The organism is Streptomyces sp. MGP-P1 (genome assembly GCF_057766565.1).
The window spans coordinates 169,262-186,478 of sequence record NZ_JBYMEM010000005.1 but is presented as its reverse complement, the minus strand read 5'-3'; the positions used below and the strand labels follow the sequence as shown (position 1 = coordinate 186,478).

Genomic DNA, 17,217 nt, shown 5'->3' with positions numbered 1-17,217 from the left:
GACCTATCCCAGGTCCGCCGCCCGGCGGCGGGGCGTGATCGCCGTGAGGTCGAGGTCGACGGTGAAGGGCACCGACACCTTCATCCGGTCGTGGAAGATCCCCGTCGAGGTGTACGCACCGGTGGCCGGCTCCCGCTCGAATACGTACACCACGGCACGCCCGTCGTGGTTCTCCACCCGCCAGTAGTGGGGGATCGCCGCCCGGGCGTACTTCACGGGCTTGGTCTCCCGGTCGCGGGACCGGGACTCGGGCGAGACGACCTCGATGGCCAGGCGCACCGACTCGGCGGGGAACCGGGTCTGGTTCGGGTCCTGGATGATGTCACCGTCGATGACGATCACATCGGGCTCGGGCCGGTTGTAGCGGTCGATGTCGATGGTGAATTCGCGCACGACCTCCAGCTCGGGCGGAGCCAAAGACTGCAACTGCCACTCGAAGAAGCTGACCGCTCGCGAATGGAAAAGGGTCTGCGGACTCACGAAAACGAGGCTCCCGTCGATCAGCTCCGTGTGCGGAGGCAGATTCGGGAGTGTGTCCAGGTCATCGGCGGTCCAGCCGCCCTCGGGCGGGACCGCCCACCGCGGCTCGGAGGCCTCGGGTTCGATGCTCATCATTGCTCCCATGGGAGGAGTCTCGCGGGCCTGACCAGCGTATCCGCCGGGAACAGGATGAGGCTCCCCCGAATGTGTGAACGCCTCGCGCACCGATGACCGGGCCCGCCCTCACGGCCTAGGCCCTGTCGTCGAACTCCCGTCGTCGCCCGGAGGGCGGCCCTACGGGGTCAGGTGCGTGCTCTCGGCGTGCCGGGCTCACGTCCTCGTACTGGACGTACTCGGGCGTGGGCCCGGTGCGGCGAGAGTGCGTGCATGGCGCCGCGGGGCAGACGGGAGTTTGACGACAGGGCCTAGTCCCCGCCGCCCCCTCCGCAGCCGCCGCTCTCTCCGCCCCCGCTGCCGCCGCTCCAGCCGTTGCCGGAATCGTTCTGCTTCACGTTGTAGTGGACCGCTGCGGCGGTCCACTCGGAGCGGCGCATGACCTTCATGACCGTCCGGCCCGTGCGGCCGAGGCGGGTCAGGTCGCCGGCCAGGCCGATGGCGGAGGCCAGGGCGGCCAGCACCCGGTCGCGGTGGTCGGGATATCCCGCCGCCTCGGCGGCCGCGAACCGGTCGAGGACGCCCGGGGCGAGGTCCGGCACGCCCGGGTAGTGGCGGTGGTAGGGGAAGACGCCGAGAAAGCGGTGGGTCTTCCGGGACAGGACGGAGCGCTCGACCAGGGAGTCCAGGTACTTCTCCTGCACGTACCGGTCGTACTCGCCCACCCAGCGCCGGGCGCGGATCCCCCGGCGGCGGCCCTTGGCCGGCGGATCCAGGGTCCGGAGCAGGGCGGCGAGGAGCGGGTCGGCCGGGTCCAGCGGGTTCACCACCTGGATCCGGCCGCCCTCCTCCCGTATCCGGCCCTGGATCTCCAGCTCCGCGAGGGCCGCCCCGGCGGTCCCGTAAGCCAGGTCGCGGGCCCCGCACGTCGGCTTGCCCCGGTCCGGGTCCAGGGCGAGCAGGATCAGCTCCTCGGGCAGCGTCAGCGCGGGGGCGTCGTGCGTCATGGCGCGGTGACGACCCTTCCGGTCACGTCGCCGAGGCCCACCCGGGTGCCGTGCGGGCCGGGGGCCCAGGCGGTCAGCGTGACCGTGTCGCCGTCCTCCAGGAACGTCCGCTTGCCCTCGGGGAGTTCGAGCGCGTCGCGGCCGTTCCAGGTCAGCTCCAGGAGCGAGCCGCGCTGGGCGGGCTCGGGGCCGCTGACGGTTCCGGAGCCGTACAGGTCGCCGGTGCGCAGCGACGCGCCGTTCACCGTCATGTGGGCGAGCTGCTGGGCGGCCGTCCAGTACATCGAGGCGAACGGAGGCTCGGCGACCACCTGCCCGTTGATCTCGACGCTGATGCGGATGTCGAAGCCGCCCGGATCCTCGTCCGTCGCGTCGTCGAGGTAGGGGAGCAGGGGGACGTCGCGGGCCGGGGGCGCGGTGCGGGCGGCGTCCAGGGCCTCCAGCGGGGTGACCCAGGCGGAGACGGAGGTGGCGAAGGACTTGCCGAGGAACGGGCCGAGCGGCACGTACTCCCAGGCCTGGAGGTCGCGGGCGGACCAGTCGTTGAGGAGCGAGAGGCCGAAGACGTGCTCGCGGAAGTCGACCAACGGCACCGGGGCGCCGTGCGCGGAGGGGACGCCGACGACGAAGCCGACCTCGGCCTCGATGTCGAGCTTCACCGAGGGCCCGAAGACGGGGGCCGGGTCGGCGGGGGCCTTGCGCTGGCCGCTGGGGCGCACCACGTCGGTGCCGGAGACCACGACGGTGCCGGAGCGGCCGTGGTAACCGATCGGCAGGTGCTTCCAGTTGGGGGTGAGCGCGTCGCCGTCCGGCCGGAAGATCCGTCCGACGTTGGTGGCGTGGTGCTCGCTGGCGTAGAAGTCGACGTAGTCCGCGACCTCGTACGGCAGGTGCAGGGTCACCGCGTCCACCGGGTGCAGCAGCGGCTCGATGTCCGCGCGGTGGGCGGGGACCGTCAGCCAGGCGGTGAGCGCGCGGCGCACGTCCCGCCAGGCGGTGCGGCCCGCCGCGAGCAGCGGTGTCAGGCTCGGCTGCGCGAGCAGCCCCGCGTAGGGGGAGCCGAGCGCGTGGGCGGCGGCCCCGGCGTCCAGGACGTGGTTGCCGATGCGGACGCCGACCCGGCGGTCGTCGGGGTGGTCGGGGGTGGAGAACACACCGTACGGAAGGTTGTGCGGGCCGAAGGGGTCGCCCTCGGCCAGATCGAGCGGGCTGCTCTGCTCGGGCATGTGGTGCTGCCTCGCTTTCCAGGTCGCGTTGGGGACACGTTACGTCGGTGCTCCTACCCAGCGGCAGTGCCCCGACTATCCCCAACTGTGCGCATTGCCCGGAAAGTTCATCGGGTCCCCCGGAAAACCGGGGGACCCGAACAGGAGAACCGCGCGCCGCTCAGCCCGCCGTGCGCGGGACGCGCTTCTCCCAGGTGCGGTGGAAGACGACCTCCTCGCCGTCCTTGCAGATCACCTCGTTGGAGGTGATGAAGTCCCGGTCGTCCGCGGCGATCTCGGAGCGGGTCTCGATCTCCACGTCCCAGGCCGTCTCCGGGCGGTGCAGCCGGATCCGCCAGTCGGAGCGTGTCCGCGCGGAGAGCGGGTCGTCCTGCTGGATCGTGTACGTCTCCAGGGCGTCCTCGGTGAATTCGAGGCCGTCGGGGTAGACGCGCGTACCGCCGTAGCGGGGGTCGACCTCCAGGCGCCATTCGCCCTTGGCGACATCCCGGACGACGAGGCGTTCGGGGCGTGGCTCCTCCAGGGTGACCGGGTGGACCACGCCGAGCGGTTCGGACTGCTCGGGCTCCCCGAAGGTGATCGCCGGGTCCTCGGTGTGGCGGCGCACCGGCAGTTCGACGAAGCTGCCGTCCGCGTCCAGGGTGAAGCCCGCCGAGCCGGCCTGCGGCCAGATCCAGGGCCAGTAGGAGGAGGAGACGGCGAGCCGGATGCGGTGGCCGGGCGGGAAGGTGTGCCCGATGCCGTTGAGGTCGAAGACCACGTCCTCGGTCTCGCCCGGGGTCCAGTCGTCGGTGCGGTCGCGGCCGTGCCGGGCCGCGAGGTTGAGCACGCCCCGGGTGACCAGGGTGGAGGAGCCGTCGGGCGCGACGTCGCAGAGGCGGGCGATGGCCTGGCCGCGTGGGACGTCCATCCGGAGGCGGAGCTTCACCCGGGGGCGGCCGAGGATCTCGATCGGCGCGTCCGCGACGGGGAATTCGAAGGACACCGACTTCGCGTCCTCGTCCCGCTGGTCCGGCGGCAGGTCCGCGTCGTTGCCGAACGGGAAGAAGCGGCCCGCGTCCAGGCCGGTCTGCTGCGGCGAGGCGACGATCCGCTCGCCGCCCTGGAGGGCGTACGCCACCGGGGAGACGTTCTCCGAGGGCCAGCTCGCGTCCCCGACCCAGCGGCCCGGCAGCGTCTCGTACACCGTGGCGGGCGGGTGCGAGCCGCTGATCCAGGACCGCAGCAGCGGCTCCCGCATCACGCCCGTCTCCTGGCCCTTGAGGTGCTGGTCCCACCAGCGCAGCGTCTCCTGGAGGAAGCCGATCGCGGGCCCCGGCGGCAGCCCCCGGTCGGGGTACTGGTGCGACCAGGGGCCGATCACCCCGCGCACCTGCTCGGGGTCCAGGTGCTCCACGAGCCGCAGGACGGTGTCCCGGTACGGGTCGTGCCAGCCGCCGACCGCGAGGACCTTCGCCTTGATCGCGCCGTAGTCCTCGCAGACGCTGCCGTGCTTCCAGTAGTCGTCGCGGCTCTGGTGGGCCAGCCAGGTGTGGATGAAGGGGTCGACGGCCTCCAGCCGCTTCAGCCACATCTCCTTCCACTCGTCGCCGACCTGCGCCGGGTCCGGCGGGCGGCAGACGAAGGCGAGCATGGTGGCGGCCCAGGCGTGCATGTCCACGGCGAGGACGGAGCCGCCCATGTAGTGGACGTCGTTGTCGTAGCGGTCGTCGGCCGAGCAGACGGTGACGATCGCCTTCAGCGGCTCGGGGGCGAGCGCGGCGATCTGGAGCGAGTTGAAGCCGCCCCAGGAGATGCCGAACATCCCGACCCGGCCGGAGCACCACTCCTGCTGGGCCAGCCAGTGGATGACGGCGACCCCGTCCTCCAGCTCCCGCGCGTCGTACTCGTCGCCCGGCAGCCCCTCGCTGTTGCCGTGGCCGCGGACGTCGACCCGTACGGAGGCGTAGCCGTGGCCCGCGTACCAGGGGTGGCGCTGCCAGTCGCGGGGCGCGGTCCAGTCGCCGAGCCGGTAGGGCAGGTACTCCAGCAGGGCCGGGACCGGTTCGTCGGTCAGCGGCCGCCAGATCCGGGCGTAGAGCCGGGCGCCGTCGGGGAGCGGGATGTACACGTCCTCGCGGGTGGTCTCGTACGGGAACTCGGTCGTGATGTTCATGGGTCACCTCGATGTACGACGACGGGTGCGAAGGCGCGCTCAGTGGACGGGGTGCATGGTGCGTTTCAGCCACGGGGCCGCGGCGATCATCGCCACGCCCGCGGCCACGGCGATCGCGCCGTTGACGCCGAAGTAGGCGGGGTTGGAGACCTCGCCGTACAACTTCACGACCTGGGCCTGGATGCCGTTGGCCAGGGCGAGCGAGAGGAACCACAGGGCCATCGTCTGGCTCGCGAACGCCTTGGGGGCGAGTTTGGTGGTGGCGGACATGCCGGAGGTCTCCAGCAGGATGTCGCCGAGCCCGAGCAGCAGGTACGAGCCGACGATCCACCAGGCCGCCATGCGGTAGGTGTCGTCGGCGTGCCCGGAGGTGGGCAGGACCATCAGCAGGAAGGAGAGCCCGCCGAGGATCACCCCGAAGGCGATCTTGTTGGAGGCGTGCGGCTGGCGGGGGCCCATCCTCGCCCAGACCGCGGCGACGACCGGGGCGAGCGCGACCTCGAAGGCGCCGAGCGCGGAGGCGTACCAGCTGGCCGGGAAGGTGAAGCCGAGGATCTCGGTCCGGGCGTTCGTCGACGCGAGCAGCATCATCGTGGAGTACGCCTGGAAGAGGATGAAGTTGAAGACGACGGACCCGAGGAAGAGGACGATGTACGGGCGGAGCCTGCCGCGTTCCTCGGCGGTGACCCGGGGGGACCGGAACATCACCACGAAGTAGACGATCGGCGCGATCACCGAGATGACGGTGAGGACGTCGACGAACCGGTCCATCGTCAGCCGGCCCGCCAGGGCCAGCGCGGTGGCCACCGCGGCGACGACGACGGCCCCGCCGATGATCAGCCGGACCGCGCGGCGCATGGCGTCGGGGGCCAGCGCGAACTCGGCGGCGTGCTTACGCCCGGCCAGGTGACGGCGGCCCGCCACGTACTGGATCAGACCGAAGGTCATGCCGACCGCGGCGGCCGAGAAGCCCCAGTGCCAGCTGACGTGGTCGCCGAGCCAGCCGGTGATCAGCGGTCCGGCGAACGCGCCGATGTTGATGCCCATGTAGTAGAGGGCGAAGCCGGCGTCGCGCCGCTCGTCGTCGGTGCGGTAGAGCTTGCCGACCATGGAGGCCACATTGGGCTTGAGCAGGCCGGTTCCGGCGCTGATCAGGCCGAGGCCCACCCAGGTCATGGCGTCGGTGGGGACGGCCATGCTGTAGTGGCCGCACGCGATGAGGATGCCGCCGTAGAGCACGGCCCGGTACGAGCCGAGGATCCGGTCGGCCAGCCAGCCGCCCGCCACGGAGACCAGGTAGACCAGCGTCCCGTAGGCGGCGGAGACGGAGGCGGCGGTTCCGGGGTCCATGTCCATGCCGCCGTTAGCCACCGTGTCGGCGAAGAACAGCACCAGGATGGCCTGCATGCCCAGGAACGAGAACCGCTCCCAGACCTCCAGGCCGGACAGGGTCATCAGACCCCGTGGCTGCCCGAAGAAGGCGTGGTCGTCCTCGGGAGGGGGCTTGGCCGGCTCGGTGCCGGAGGTGCTGTGCGACAAAACGGGGACTCCTGATCGTATGAGCTGATCCCGAACATACCGGCGGTCATGGGAAGCCGCCCACGGTGATCCATTGCGGACCGGATACGCTGAAGTTGCTAAGAGAGACAGCGACACATCGACATTGCGTGTGATCGTCAGCAGACAGGAGATGCCCTCGTGACCGTCGTCGGGCCGTTCGGACTGCACGTGCGGGACCAGGCTCTTGAGGCCGATGTCCAGTCGGGCCTGGCCGCTGTCGAGGCGGGGCTGCTCGAAGCCACCAAGAGCGATGTCCCCTTCATCACGGATGCCGCCCAGCATCTGGTGCGGGCCGGGGGCAAGCGGTTCCGCCCCTTGCTGGTCATGCTCGCGTCACAATTCGGTGATCCGGGCGCGCCGGGCGTCGTCCCCGCCGCCGTCGTCGTCGAACTGACCCACCTGGCCACGCTGTACCACGACGACGTGATGGACGAGGCCGACGTGCGGCGCGGGGTGCCCAGCGCCAACACCCGCTGGGGCAACTCCGTCGCCGTCCTCACCGGCGACTTCCTCTTCGCCCGCGCCTCCCACATCCTGGCCGACCTCGGCCCCGAGGCCGTCCGCATCCAGGCGGAGGCCTTCGAGCGGCTCGTCACCGGCCAGATCCTGGAGACCGCGGGCCCGCGCGACGGCCGCGACCCGGTCGACCACTACCTGGACGTCCTCAGCGGCAAGACCGGCTCGCTGGTCGCCGTGTCCGGCCGCTTCGGCGCGATGATGTCCGGCGCCGACGAGCGGACCGTGGACGTCCTCACCCAGTACGGGGAACGGCTCGGCATCGCCTTCCAGCTCGCCGACGACGTCCTCGACATCGCCTCCGACTCCCACGAGTCCGGCAAGACCCCGGGCACCGACCTGCGCGAGGGCATCCCGACCCTCCCGGTCCTGCGGCTGCGCGCCCAGGCGGCGGCCGACGGCAAGCCCGACGACCTGGAGCTCGTCGAGCTGCTCGACGGCGACCTCGGCGACGACGCCGCCCTGGACGAGGTGCTGCGCCGGCTGCGCGCCCACCCGGCGCTGGAGCAGGCCCGCCAGGACACCGTGCGCTACGCCCAGGCGGCGCGCGCCACGCTCGCACCGCTGCCCGAGGGGTACGCGAAGTCCGCGCTGGAAGAGCTGTGCGACGCCGTGGTGCACCGCGCGGGCTGAGCCCGCGCCGCCGCCGCGGTTGACGCGGCGTCACCGGGCCCCCTACCCCTACTGGATGGCGCACACGCCCCGCCCCGGTGTCATACCGGAGCAGTAGGCGGAGTTGATCCCCGGGTCTGACGCTTCAGGCCGTCCGATTTGGTCAGATGGATACCAACGGAAGCCGCCGACCACGGAGGTAGGGCACACCATGGCACCGAACGACAGCGCAGAGACCACCGGCGAGGCCACGAGCACTGTCGTGGGCCGCCGGAAGACGGCGCGCTACATCGTCCCCGTCGCGGTCGCGGGGGTGGCGGCCGCGACCATCGGGCTCGTCCCGGCGCTCGCCAGCACCGGCGACCCGGACCTGCCGAAGATCACCGCACAGCAGCTCATCGAGAAGATCGCCGCTTCCGACGAGGAGCAGCTCTCCGGCACGTTCAAGATCAGCACCGACCTGGGCCTCCCCCTCGACGGCCTCGCGGGCTCGCTCGTACCGGGCGGCGCGGGCGGGGACGAGGACGGCGGCGCGGCGGCCCCGCAGGACAAGCTCATGGAGCTGACGTCCGGCACGCACACGCTGCGCGTGGCCGCCGACGGCCCGGAGCGGCAGAAGCTCTCCATCCTCGGGGACGCGTCCGAGTACAGCCTCATCCACAACCAGGGCGAGGTCTGGGCGTACGACAGCGAGTCCGACGAGGTCTACCACGCCGAGGCTCCCGAGGGCCGGGACGGCGGCAAGCACGCGGAGAAGGCGCCGAAGGCCCCCAAGGGCGCTCCGGCCACCCCGAAGGACTTCGCCGAGAAGGCGCTCGCGGCGGCCGGGGACACCACCTCGGTCACCGTGGACGGCACGGCGCAGGTCGCCGGGCGGGACGCGTACCAGCTGCTGATCAAGCCGAAGCAGTCCGGTTCGACGATCGGCTCGGTCCGTATCGCCGTGGACGCCGAGAACGGCGTACCGCTGAAGTTCACCCTGTCGGCGGCGAGCGGCGGCAAGGCCGTGGTCGACGCCGGGTTCACCAAGGTCGACTTCTCCGAGCCCGCCGCGTCCACCTTCGACTTCACCCCGCCCAAGGGGGCCGAGGTGACCGAGGCCGACGAGCTGGAGACCGGCAAGGACGAGCGCGGCGCGGCGCAGCAGGCGCTCCCCGGGCAGCTGGCCGAGCTGGACGGCTTCGAGGGCCTCAACGTCATCGGCAAGGGCTGGACCTCGATCGCCGAGATCAGGACCCCCGGCGGCACGGGCCTCCCCGCGGCCGGCTCGGGCGACGTCCCGGCCGAGGCCCAGGGCTTCCTCGACGCGCTCGGCGACAAGGTCACCGGAAAGTTCGGTTCGGGCACGGTCTTCAAGACGCGCCTGGTCAACGCCCTGCTGACGGACGACGGCAGGGTGTACGTCGGAGCGGTGACGAAGGACGCGCTGGTCCGCGCCGCCGACGCCGCCAAGTAGGACACCCCGGCGCCCGCCCTGCCGGACGACCGGCGCCGGACACCCCGCCCCGTCGCACACCGTGCGGCGGGGCGGCAGTGCCGCGGGGGCGCTGCCAGCCGCGCGGACGGGAGAGGTGCGACCGGGATGACGAGGACGGGGACCGCCGGAGCGACCGGAGCGACCGGATCGGCCCGATCGCCCGGGTCTGCCGAGGCGGGCGCGCGAGCCGCGTCGGGCGGTGCGGGCGTGTCGGGCGGTGCGGGCGGTGCGGATACGGCGGGTGCGGTGCGCGCGTCGGACACGGTGAGCGCCGGCGCTGCGGGTACGGCGGGTGCGGAGGAGACCGGTCCGGTCATCCGCACCCGTGGTCTGACCAAGCGCTACCGCGGTGGGCAGCTCGCCGTGGACGGCCTCGACCTGACCGTGCCCGGCGGCAGCGTCTTCGGCTTCCTCGGCCCCAACGGGTCGGGGAAGACCACCACGATCCGGATGCTGATGGGCCTCATCGACCCGACGTCCGGCACCGCCGAGGTGCTCGGCCGCCCGATGCCCGGCGCCGCCCGCACGGTGCTGCCGGAGGTCGGCGCGCTGATCGAGGGGCCCGCGCTGTACGGCTTCCTGAGCGGCCGGGACAACCTCCTGCGCTACGACCGGGCCGATCCCACCGCCGACCCGCGTACCCGCCGGACCCGCGTCGACGAGGCCCTGGCGCGGGTCGGGCTCGCCGCCGCCTCCGGGAAGAAGGCCAAGGCGTACTCCCTCGGCATGAAGCAGCGCCTCGGGCTCGCCGCCGCCCTGCTCCGGCCGCGTCGGCTGTTGGTCCTGGACGAGCCGACCAACGGCCTCGACCCGCAGGGCATGCGCGAGATCCGTTCCCTGGTCCGGGAGCTGGCCGCCGAGGGCACCACGGTGTTCCTCTCCTCCCATCTGCTGGACGAGATCGAGCAGATCTGCACGCACGCCGCGGTGATGGCCCGCGGCCGGCTGATCGTCCAGGGCCCGGTCGCCGACCTCGCCGCGGGCGCCCGGGGCCGGCTCGCCGTCACCACCCCGGACCCCGGGGACGCGGCCCGCATACTCGAGGAGCACGGGCTCACCGGCCTGAGCGCCGACGGCGACCGGCTGTCCGCCGACGCCCCGCCCGCCGCCGTGGATCTCGCCGACCTCAACGCGGCGCTGGTGTCCGGCGGGGTGCGGGTGCGGTTCTTCGGCGTCGAGCGGGGCTCGCTGGAGGACGCCTTCGTCGCACTCACGGGAGAGGGATTCGATGTCGCAGGCTGAGACGCCGCCGGAGGCCGGGACGCCGTCGCGGGCTGAGACGCCGCCGCAGGTCGGGACAGCACCCCAGGCCGGGGCGGAGGGAGTCGGCGATCCGGCGGGCCCCCGTGATCCGGCGGGCCCCCGTGATCCGGCGGGTTCCCGTGCTCCGGTGCGTTCCCGCAACCCGTTGTGGACGCTGGGTCTCCTCCGGTCCGAGATCATCACGCTGCTCCGCCGCCACCGGACCTTCGCCCTGCTCGGCGTGCTCGCCGCCGTACCCGTACTCATCGGGATCGCGGTCCGGATCGAGACGGGCGGCGGCGGTGGCGGGGCGGGGGGCCCGGACGGCGGGGCGGGCCCGGCGTTCCTCGCCCAGGTCACCAACAACGGTCTGTTCCTCGTCTTCGCCGCCCTCGCCGCGACCCTGCCGGTCTTCCTGCCGATGGCCGTCGGCGTCGTCGCGGGCGACGCGATCGCGGGCGAGGCGAGCAGCGGCACCCTGCGCTATCTGCTGGTCGCGCCGGCCGGCCGGACCAGGCTGCTGCTGGTGAAGTACGCCTCCGTCCTCGCCTTCTGCCTGGTCGCGACCCTGGTCGTGGCGGCCTCGGCGCTGGCGGTGGGTGCGCTGCTGTTCCCGGTGGGCGAGGTCACCACGATCTCCGGGACCCGGATCAGTTTCGGCGAGGGGCTGGTGCGGGCGGCATTGACGGCGCTCGTCGTCGCGGTCTCCCTGACCGGGTTCGCCGCGCTCGGGCTGTTCGTCTCGACGCTGACCGGCAGCGGGATCGGGGCGATGGCGGCCACGGTCGGGCTGCTGATCACGGTGCAGATCCTCGACAGCATTCCGCAGCTGAGCGGCGTGCACCCGTACCTGTTCGCGCACCACTGGATGTCCTTCGTGGACGTCCTGCGCGAACCCGTCCACTGGGACGACCTGATCAAGAACTTCCAACTGCAGGGGCTGTACGTCGCGGTGTTCGGCTCGGCGGCCTGGGCACGCTTCACGGCCAAGGACATCACGGCCTGAGGAACCTGGCTGGATCGGATCGTCGGGAGGCCGTCCGCGCCGTCGGCCGGGCGAGCCGTCCCCCGATCGGCTCGTCGCGGCACGAACGGCACGAACGGTGCGGACACCGGGAACGAAGCGACACGGTACGTTCCGTTTCCGCCTGGGTATGGTGCGGTCTTTGGCGACGAGATGTCAACAAGAGATTGGCCGGAACCCCCCTAAGCTCACCGAATGATCACATCGCCGAGCAGTGTGCGCCGCAGCGAACGGTCACGCCGCGCGATCCTGCGGTCCGCTCTCGATCTCTGTACGGAGCGGGGGTACGGGCACGTCACGATAGAGGCCATCGCCGCCGGTGCCGGGGTCAGCAAGAAGACGATCTACCGCTGGTGGCCCTCGAAGGGCGCGGTGCTGCTGGAGGCGTTCGCGGACGCCCTGATCGACGCCACGCCGTTCGTGGACACCGGCGACATCGGCGCCGACCTGCGCGCCCACGTCGCCGGCGCGGTGAGACTGCTCTCGGTCCCGCCGTTCGGCCCCGCCTACGCGGGCATCCTCTCCGAGCTGCACCACGACGACCTGCTGGCCCAGCGGCTGCGGGAGGAGCTGGTCGACCCGCGCGTCGAGGAAGCGATCGGCCGGCTGCGCAGCGCCCAGGAACAGGGCCAGATCCCGCCAGGTGCGGACCTCCCGCTCGCCGTGGAGATGCTGTACGGCCCGGTCTACTACCGCCATGTGCTGCGCAAGCCCGTCCAGGACGAGGAGACGATCGCCACCCTGGTGAACCACGTACTGCGCTCGCTGCGCGCGCCGGGGTACTGAGGCCGGTGGGGCATCGGGCCGCGCCCCCGGAAGCGTGGATGTCACCTTCATCACGAGAGGGACCGGCCGGACCCGGACCCGCCGCCGTCCCCGTCGTTCACGCCTCTGCCCGCCACCGGTGGCCGGACCCGGTGCGGCGGGTGATGCTGGTCCGGCGCGTACCGGCTCCGGTGCACCGGTGCGCCGGAGCCGGAGGGCAGGTGGAGCCGTGGCGGACGCCGAGACCCCGGCCGGGCGCGGAACGCCCCGGGGCGTTCCGGACCAGCTGGACGAGGCACTGCTGGCGACCCTGTTCACCCAGTCCGCCGTCGGCCTGGTCGTGCTCGACCCGCAGCTCCGTCTCGTACGGGCCAACTCACTCGTCGACGGTGTGGAGACCGAGGAGTACATCGGCCACCGGTTCACCGAGGCCTTCCGGCTCGACGACCCGGGCGGCGCCGAGCAGATCATGAAGCGGGTGCTCGCCGGCGAAGGCCCGGTACGCGACCGTCTCGTGCGCGGCCGGCTGCGCGAGGTCCCCGGCGACCGGGAGTTCCTGGTCTCCTCCTACCGCCTCGACGGCCCCGGCGGCCCCGACGCACCCGCCCTCGGCCTGCTGACCGCGATCGTCGACGTCACCGAGCGCCAACGGGCCCGCGCCCGGGACGCCGCGCTCGCCGCCGTGCGGGACGCCGTCGGCGGCTCCCTCGACGTCGCCGCCACCTGCCGCGCCTTCGCCGACGCCCTGGTGTCCGGATTCGCCGACCTCGCCGTCGTCGAGGTGGTGGACGACGTCCTGCGCGGCGCCGACCCGCCGGCGGGCCCGCTGCCGCCCGGCACCCCGCTGCGCCGCGCCGCGAGCGGCCGGTGCGACGCGGTCCGGGACACGGCGGAGGGCGAGGGGGAGGTCGGGGACCGGGAGCGCTCGACGGGGGTGACCCGCCGCCTCCCCGCCCGTACGCCGTACGCGCTCGCCACCACCGACCTGCGGGCCCGGCTCGTCCCGCTCGGGTCCGGCACCCCGTGGCCGGACACCGACCCGGACGGGGCGCGCACCGTCGCGGAGACCGGCGCGAACTCCCTGATCGTGGTGCCCCTGACCCTGCGGGGAGCGGTCCTCGGGCTGGTCAGCCTCTACCGCTGCGGAGCGGCCGAGCCCTTCGACGACGACGACCTCTCCCTCGCCGTCGCGGCGGCCACCCGGGCGGCCCTCGGCATCGACAACGCCCGCCGCTACGAGCGCGAGCACGTCATCGCCGCGACCGTCCAGCGGCGGCTGCTCCCGCAGGCCGAACGGCAGCAGGCAGCCGTCGACACCGCGCACGTCCTGCTGCCCGGCCGGGACAGCGGCTGCTGGTTCGACACCATCGCCCTCTCCGGCGCCCGCACCGCGCTCGTCGTGGGCGGCGTCGCGGGCGAGGGCCTCCAGTCGGCCATCGCCATGGGCCAGTTGCGTACGGTCATCCAGGCGCTGGCGGGTCTCGACCTGGAGCCGGAGGAGGTCCTCGCCCGGCTCAAGGACACCGCCGACCGCCTCGCCCACGAACGCGCCACCCTGCCCCCGGCCGACGCCCTCCGGAGCGAACCCCTGAGCGCGGGCTGCGTGTACGGGGTCTACGACCCGTTCACCCGCACCTGCACCGTCGCGCGCGCCGGGCACCCCGCGCCGTTGATCGTCGGCCCCGACGGACGGGCGGTTGCCCTCGACGTGCCGGAGGGACCCGGGCTCTTCTCCACCGACAGCGCTCTCTTCGCCCCCGCCACCGTCCCCCTGGAGGAGGGCAGCCTCCTCGCGTTCTGCACCGCCGACCTGCTCTCCGGCGACCACGCCGCCGAACGCATCACAAAGACCCTCGCCCGGCCGGGCCGGAGCCTCCAGCAACTGGGCGACGACATCGTGTACGCGCTGCCGGACGGCACCCGCTCCACCGGTGCGGCCCTGCTCCTGGCCCGTACGGGTACGGTCTCCGACCATTTGGTCGCCACCTGGGACCTGGCCCAGGACCCCACGACGCCCGCCACCGCCCGGGGGCTCGTACACGACCGGCTCCAGGGCTGGGGGCTGGACGAGGACACCGTCGAGGCGACGGAGCTGATCGTCAGCGAACTGGTCACCAACGCCGTCCGCTACGGCACCCCGCCCCTGCGGCTGCGGCTCCTGCTGGACTCCACGCTGACCTGCGAGGTCCACGACGGCTCCACGGCCTCCCCGCACCTGCGGCACGCCCGGACCGTCGACGAGGGCGGCCGGGGCCTGTTCATCGTCTCCCGGCTCGCCTCCCACTGGGGAGCCCGCCACGGGCCGGACGGCAAGGTGCTGTGGACCGAGCAGGATCTGCCGAGCGGCGATTCGGATTCGGATCCCGATCCCGATCCCGATCCCGATCCCGATCCCGAATCCGATCCTGATCCCGAATCCGATCCCGATCCCGAATCCGATCCCGAATCCGAATCCGAAGCCGCTTCGGGACCGCTCCCGCTCCCGCCCTCGTCCTCGCCCTCGTCCTCGTCCTCGCTCCCGCCGAGCTGAATCCGCCCGGAGACGCACGGTGTTCGCGCCGATCGCGCAGAGTGGTCCGTATGACGAATCCCGCGGAGCTGCTGCGCTCCTTCGCCCGTACCCGTGCTTCCCTCGACGGCGAGGAGGTCACGTACTGGTGGTCCGGAGACGTGTACGCCTGGGCCCCCGACGAGCCCTACCGCCGGATCTTCGGTTTCGAGGGCCTCAACGTCTCGCGGCTGGTCCAGGACCCGGAGGCCGGGCCGGACACGTACCAACTGCTCACCCGGGAGGCCGCGTTCTATCTGGATCCCGTCAGCCGCGAGATCCTGGAGACCTGGCAGGACCTGCCGGTGGTGCACGTCTGGAACGACCCGGCGAACCAGAAGTGGCGTCCCTTTCCGATCCCGACGACCGACCTCGGGGACCAGGTCTGCTTCAGCCTGGAGATCCCGCTCGCCTACCCGTCGCCGCTGCCGGTGGCCGAGTACCCGGTGCACTCGGCGGGGGACACGTACAAGGCGCTGGAGCTCTTCCAGTTCTTCGCCGACCGGGCCGACCTGGCGGGCCCGTCGCCCAGTGTCCCGGCCACCATGTCGTGGAGCCGGATGTCCCCGTGGCTCCCGTGGATGGCCCGGGGGCAGCGGCCCGGCGGCCTCACCTTCCACTGCCGGGGCCGCAAGCTCGGCGGGTATGCCGAGGTCCCCGAGCGCACCCGCGCGTACATCGCCGCCCACCATCCGGAGTTCGCCCACGCACCGGAGGAGTGGAGCGAGCCGAACGAGACCAGCTGGACCTACTTCCGCAAGCTCAACCCGCCCCAGGGCTGAGGGCCACGGGGGCCGGGCCCCGGCCGACACGGTTGGCAGCAGGCGCCCCGGCTCCCCGTCTCGCCTACCGGAGGACGATGTTCCGGCCGGGACCGCCGTCGACGCTGTCCTTGCCGGAGCCGCCGACGACCAGGTCGTCGCCGTCCTCGCCGTGCACCATGTCGTCGCCGGAGCCGCCGAACAGGAGGTCGTCGCCCTCCCCGCCCATGACGTGGTCGTCGCCCGGGCCCGCGTACACGAGGTCCTTGCCGTCGTACGCCTCGATCATGTCGTCACCCCGGCCGCCCCACAGCCGCTGGTCGCCGTCGACGGCCATCAGGTGGTCCATGCCGTCCCCGCCGTCCAGGACCACCCGGCCCATGACCATGTCGTTACCCGCGTCGCCCCGCACCGTGTGCGCGGTGTGGGCGTGCAGCATGTCGTCGCCGGAGCCGCCGCTGACGGTGGCGACCCCGGGGTCGCTGGTGGCGATCTCGTCGTCGCCGTCGCCGAGGAAGACGTCGATCCGGTCCGGCCGGGAGCTGTCGGTGGGCAGTTCGCAGACGACGTAGGTCTCGTCCCCGGGGGTGAGGTAGGTGCAGTGGTCGCCGGGTACGAGCGGGACCGCGTCGCGGAAGCCGATCCGCCGGACTCCGTCGCCCCGGTCCATGGGAACCACGTGCAGGTCGTTCACCTGTCCCGCGCCTGCGGTGAAGGTGATCGACTGCTTCGCCCAGTCGGCGCCCACGCGGGCCTTCGCCCCGGTGCCGGTGGGGGCGGCGAGCGCCGGGGAAGCGGCGAGGCCGGTGGCGAGCAGGGCCACGACGGCCGCGCGGGCGGTGAGTCGGTGTCGGTTCATGGGACCTCATCTCGATGGGGCGGCCGGTGGGCCGGCCGGTCGGCGGGGGCCTGCCCGGGGTACCGGCGACCGGGTCGCGAGGGCGGCGTCCTCACGACCGCGACCGGCGCGCTCCGGTGCCCCGGACAGGCTCTGTTCGACCCGGCGGAGGCCGGGCGGGTGCGGTACCGCGTCAGCTCACGTTCACGCGGTACCGCGTGAACTCACGTACACGCGGCACCGCTTCAGTTCACGTACACGCGGTGCCGCGTCAGCTCACGTTCACGTCCACGCAGGCGTAGAACGCGTTGGTGGTGTCGGCGATGTTCCACACGGCCAGCACCTTCTGCTTGCCGGACAGGCTGCCGAAGCTGACCTGGTGGGTGACGGTCTCGCCGGGTCGGGCCCCGCCGTCGTTGAACTCGGCGATCTTGCGGCCGCCCGCGTAGTACTGCCAGGTGCTGGTGGCGTGCCGTGCCGTCAGCCGCCAGTTGAAGCTGGTCGTCCGGCCGACCGGGGTGACCTTCCAGCCCTTGTTGTCGTTGTTGAGCTCGGCGAAGCCGGCGTTGCCTCCGCTGCAGCTCATCAGGCCCTTGGGGCCCTCGACGCTCTGCGGCTCGTACTGGATGGCGCCGCAGGGGATCGTGCGCGCCGCGCACTGTGCCTGCCGACTGGGGGGCGATGAGATGTAGCCGTGCGCGCTCGCGCTGCTCGCCGGCAGGCTGACGGCCAGGAGCGGGGCGATTCCCGCGCCGATGGCGACGGCTAAGAGCCTCTTGCTTTTCATGACAACTCCTCTGTGGGGGTCCGTGCCCGCCTGCGCGACAGCAGATCGGGCATGAGCATGTCAAGCAGCCATGCCGTGACGGTGGGGCTGTCACGGGTAGCGACG

14 protein-coding genes are annotated in these 17,217 nt (G+C 72.6%); 7 read left to right on the top strand and 7 right to left on the bottom strand.

What is annotated here, in order from left to right; all coding sequences use genetic code 11:
• Window positions 1-3 precede the first annotated feature (3 nt).
• From AC3CH1_RS10140 to AC3CH1_RS10120, 5 genes are all read right to left on the bottom strand, one after another.
• Window positions 4-612 carry a Uma2 family endonuclease gene (locus AC3CH1_RS10140; RefSeq protein WP_381902559.1) on the bottom strand — a complete coding sequence of 203 codons (609 nt, stop codon included), beginning with the start codon at window positions 610-612 and terminating at the stop codon, window positions 4-6.
• 293 nt (window positions 613-905) lie between these two features.
• The gene (locus AC3CH1_RS10135; RefSeq protein WP_488462589.1) at window positions 906-1,601 is read right to left on the bottom strand and encodes a GOLPH3/VPS74 family protein; all 696 of its coding nucleotides are present in this window, start codon (window positions 1,599-1,601) and stop codon (window positions 906-908) included.
• On the bottom strand, window positions 1,598-2,827 hold the full coding sequence (fahA, locus tag AC3CH1_RS10130) for a fumarylacetoacetase (RefSeq protein ID WP_488462588.1): 1,230 nt from the start codon (window positions 2,825-2,827) through the stop codon (window positions 1,598-1,600). Before fahA ends, AC3CH1_RS10135 begins: the two co-directional genes overlap by 4 nt.
• 160 nt (window positions 2,828-2,987) lie before the next feature.
• On the bottom strand, window positions 2,988-4,982 hold the full coding sequence (locus tag AC3CH1_RS10125; protein ID WP_488462587.1) for a CocE/NonD family hydrolase: 1,995 nt from the start codon (window positions 4,980-4,982) through the stop codon (window positions 2,988-2,990).
• A 39-nt stretch (window positions 4,983-5,021) separates the two neighbouring features.
• A complete protein-coding gene (locus AC3CH1_RS10120; protein ID WP_488462586.1) occupies window positions 5,022-6,521 on the bottom strand; it encodes a peptide MFS transporter in 1,500 nt (499 codons plus the stop codon).
• 159 nt (window positions 6,522-6,680) lie between these two features.
• Here AC3CH1_RS10120 and AC3CH1_RS10115 point away from each other — a divergent pair, with 159 nt between their 5' ends.
• The 7 genes from AC3CH1_RS10115 to AC3CH1_RS10085 all read left to right on the top strand — a co-directional run bounded on the left by AC3CH1_RS10115 (window position 6,681) and on the right by AC3CH1_RS10085 (window position 15,508).
• Entirely contained in the window at window positions 6,681-7,691 is a 1,011-nt protein-coding gene (locus AC3CH1_RS10115; protein ID WP_361878506.1) for a polyprenyl synthetase family protein, read from the top strand.
• Between the two features lie 190 nt (window positions 7,692-7,881).
• Entirely contained in the window at window positions 7,882-9,126 is a 1,245-nt protein-coding gene (locus AC3CH1_RS10110; RefSeq protein WP_488462585.1) for a LolA family protein, read from the top strand.
• A 126-nt stretch (window positions 9,127-9,252) separates the two neighbouring features.
• Window positions 9,253-10,389, top strand: coding sequence for an ABC transporter ATP-binding protein (locus AC3CH1_RS10105; RefSeq protein ID WP_488462584.1), 1,137 nt, complete (start codon window positions 9,253-9,255; stop codon window positions 10,387-10,389).
• On the top strand, window positions 10,376-11,395 hold the full coding sequence (locus tag AC3CH1_RS10100) for an ABC transporter permease (RefSeq protein WP_488462583.1): 1,020 nt from the start codon (window positions 10,376-10,378) through the stop codon (window positions 11,393-11,395). The genes AC3CH1_RS10105 and AC3CH1_RS10100 overlap by 14 nt, the downstream gene beginning before the upstream one ends.
• A 213-nt stretch (window positions 11,396-11,608) precedes the next feature.
• Window positions 11,609-12,199, top strand: a complete 591-nt coding sequence (locus AC3CH1_RS10095) for a TetR/AcrR family transcriptional regulator (RefSeq protein WP_488462582.1) — start codon at window positions 11,609-11,611, stop codon at window positions 12,197-12,199.
• Between the two features lie 208 nt (window positions 12,200-12,407).
• A complete protein-coding gene (locus AC3CH1_RS10090; RefSeq protein ID WP_488462581.1) occupies window positions 12,408-14,708 on the top strand; it encodes a SpoIIE family protein phosphatase in 2,301 nt (766 codons plus the stop codon).
• A 50-nt stretch (window positions 14,709-14,758) separates the two neighbouring features.
• A complete protein-coding gene (locus tag AC3CH1_RS10085) occupies window positions 14,759-15,508 on the top strand; it encodes a DUF1838 family protein (protein WP_488462580.1) in 750 nt (249 codons plus the stop codon).
• A gap of 64 nt (window positions 15,509-15,572) precedes the next feature.
• Here AC3CH1_RS10085 and AC3CH1_RS10080 read toward each other — a convergent pair whose 3' ends face one another.
• Both AC3CH1_RS10080 and AC3CH1_RS10075 read right to left on the bottom strand, forming a co-directional pair.
• Window positions 15,573-16,346 (bottom strand): calcium-binding protein, encoded by a 774-nt coding sequence (locus AC3CH1_RS10080; protein WP_488462579.1) that lies wholly within the window; start codon window positions 16,344-16,346, stop codon window positions 15,573-15,575.
• Between the two features lie 250 nt (window positions 16,347-16,596).
• Window positions 16,597-17,112, bottom strand: coding sequence for a lytic polysaccharide monooxygenase auxiliary activity family 9 protein (locus tag AC3CH1_RS10075; protein WP_488462578.1), 516 nt, complete (start codon window positions 17,110-17,112; stop codon window positions 16,597-16,599).
• Window positions 17,113-17,217 lie beyond the last annotated feature (105 nt).

Excerpts from the sequence above, each read along its gene's own strand:
- AC3CH1_RS10140 (WP_381902559.1), bottom strand. The coding sequence starts at position 612 with ATGAGCATCGAACCCGAGGCCTCCGAGCCGCGGTGGGCGGTCCCGCCC.
- AC3CH1_RS10135 (WP_488462589.1), bottom strand. The coding sequence starts at position 1,601 with ATGACGCACGACGCCCCCGCGCTGACGCTGCCCGAGGAGCTGATCCTG.
- fahA (WP_488462588.1), bottom strand. The coding sequence starts at position 2,827 with ATGCCCGAGCAGAGCAGCCCGCTCGATCTGGCCGAGGGCGACCCCTTC.
- AC3CH1_RS10125 (WP_488462587.1), bottom strand. The coding sequence starts at position 4,982 with ATGAACATCACGACCGAGTTCCCGTACGAGACCACCCGCGAGGACGTG.
- AC3CH1_RS10110 (WP_488462585.1), top strand. The coding sequence starts at position 7,882 with ATGGCACCGAACGACAGCGCAGAGACCACCGGCGAGGCCACGAGCACT.
- AC3CH1_RS10105 (WP_488462584.1), top strand. The coding sequence starts at position 9,253 with ATGACGAGGACGGGGACCGCCGGAGCGACCGGAGCGACCGGATCGGCC.
- AC3CH1_RS10100 (WP_488462583.1), top strand. The coding sequence starts at position 10,376 with ATGTCGCAGGCTGAGACGCCGCCGGAGGCCGGGACGCCGTCGCGGGCT.
- AC3CH1_RS10095 (WP_488462582.1), top strand. The coding sequence starts at position 11,609 with ATGATCACATCGCCGAGCAGTGTGCGCCGCAGCGAACGGTCACGCCGC.
- AC3CH1_RS10085 (WP_488462580.1), top strand. The coding sequence starts at position 14,759 with ATGACGAATCCCGCGGAGCTGCTGCGCTCCTTCGCCCGTACCCGTGCT.
- AC3CH1_RS10080 (WP_488462579.1), bottom strand. The coding sequence starts at position 16,346 with ATGAACCGACACCGACTCACCGCCCGCGCGGCCGTCGTGGCCCTGCTC.
- AC3CH1_RS10075 (WP_488462578.1), bottom strand. The coding sequence starts at position 17,112 with ATGAAAAGCAAGAGGCTCTTAGCCGTCGCCATCGGCGCGGGAATCGCC.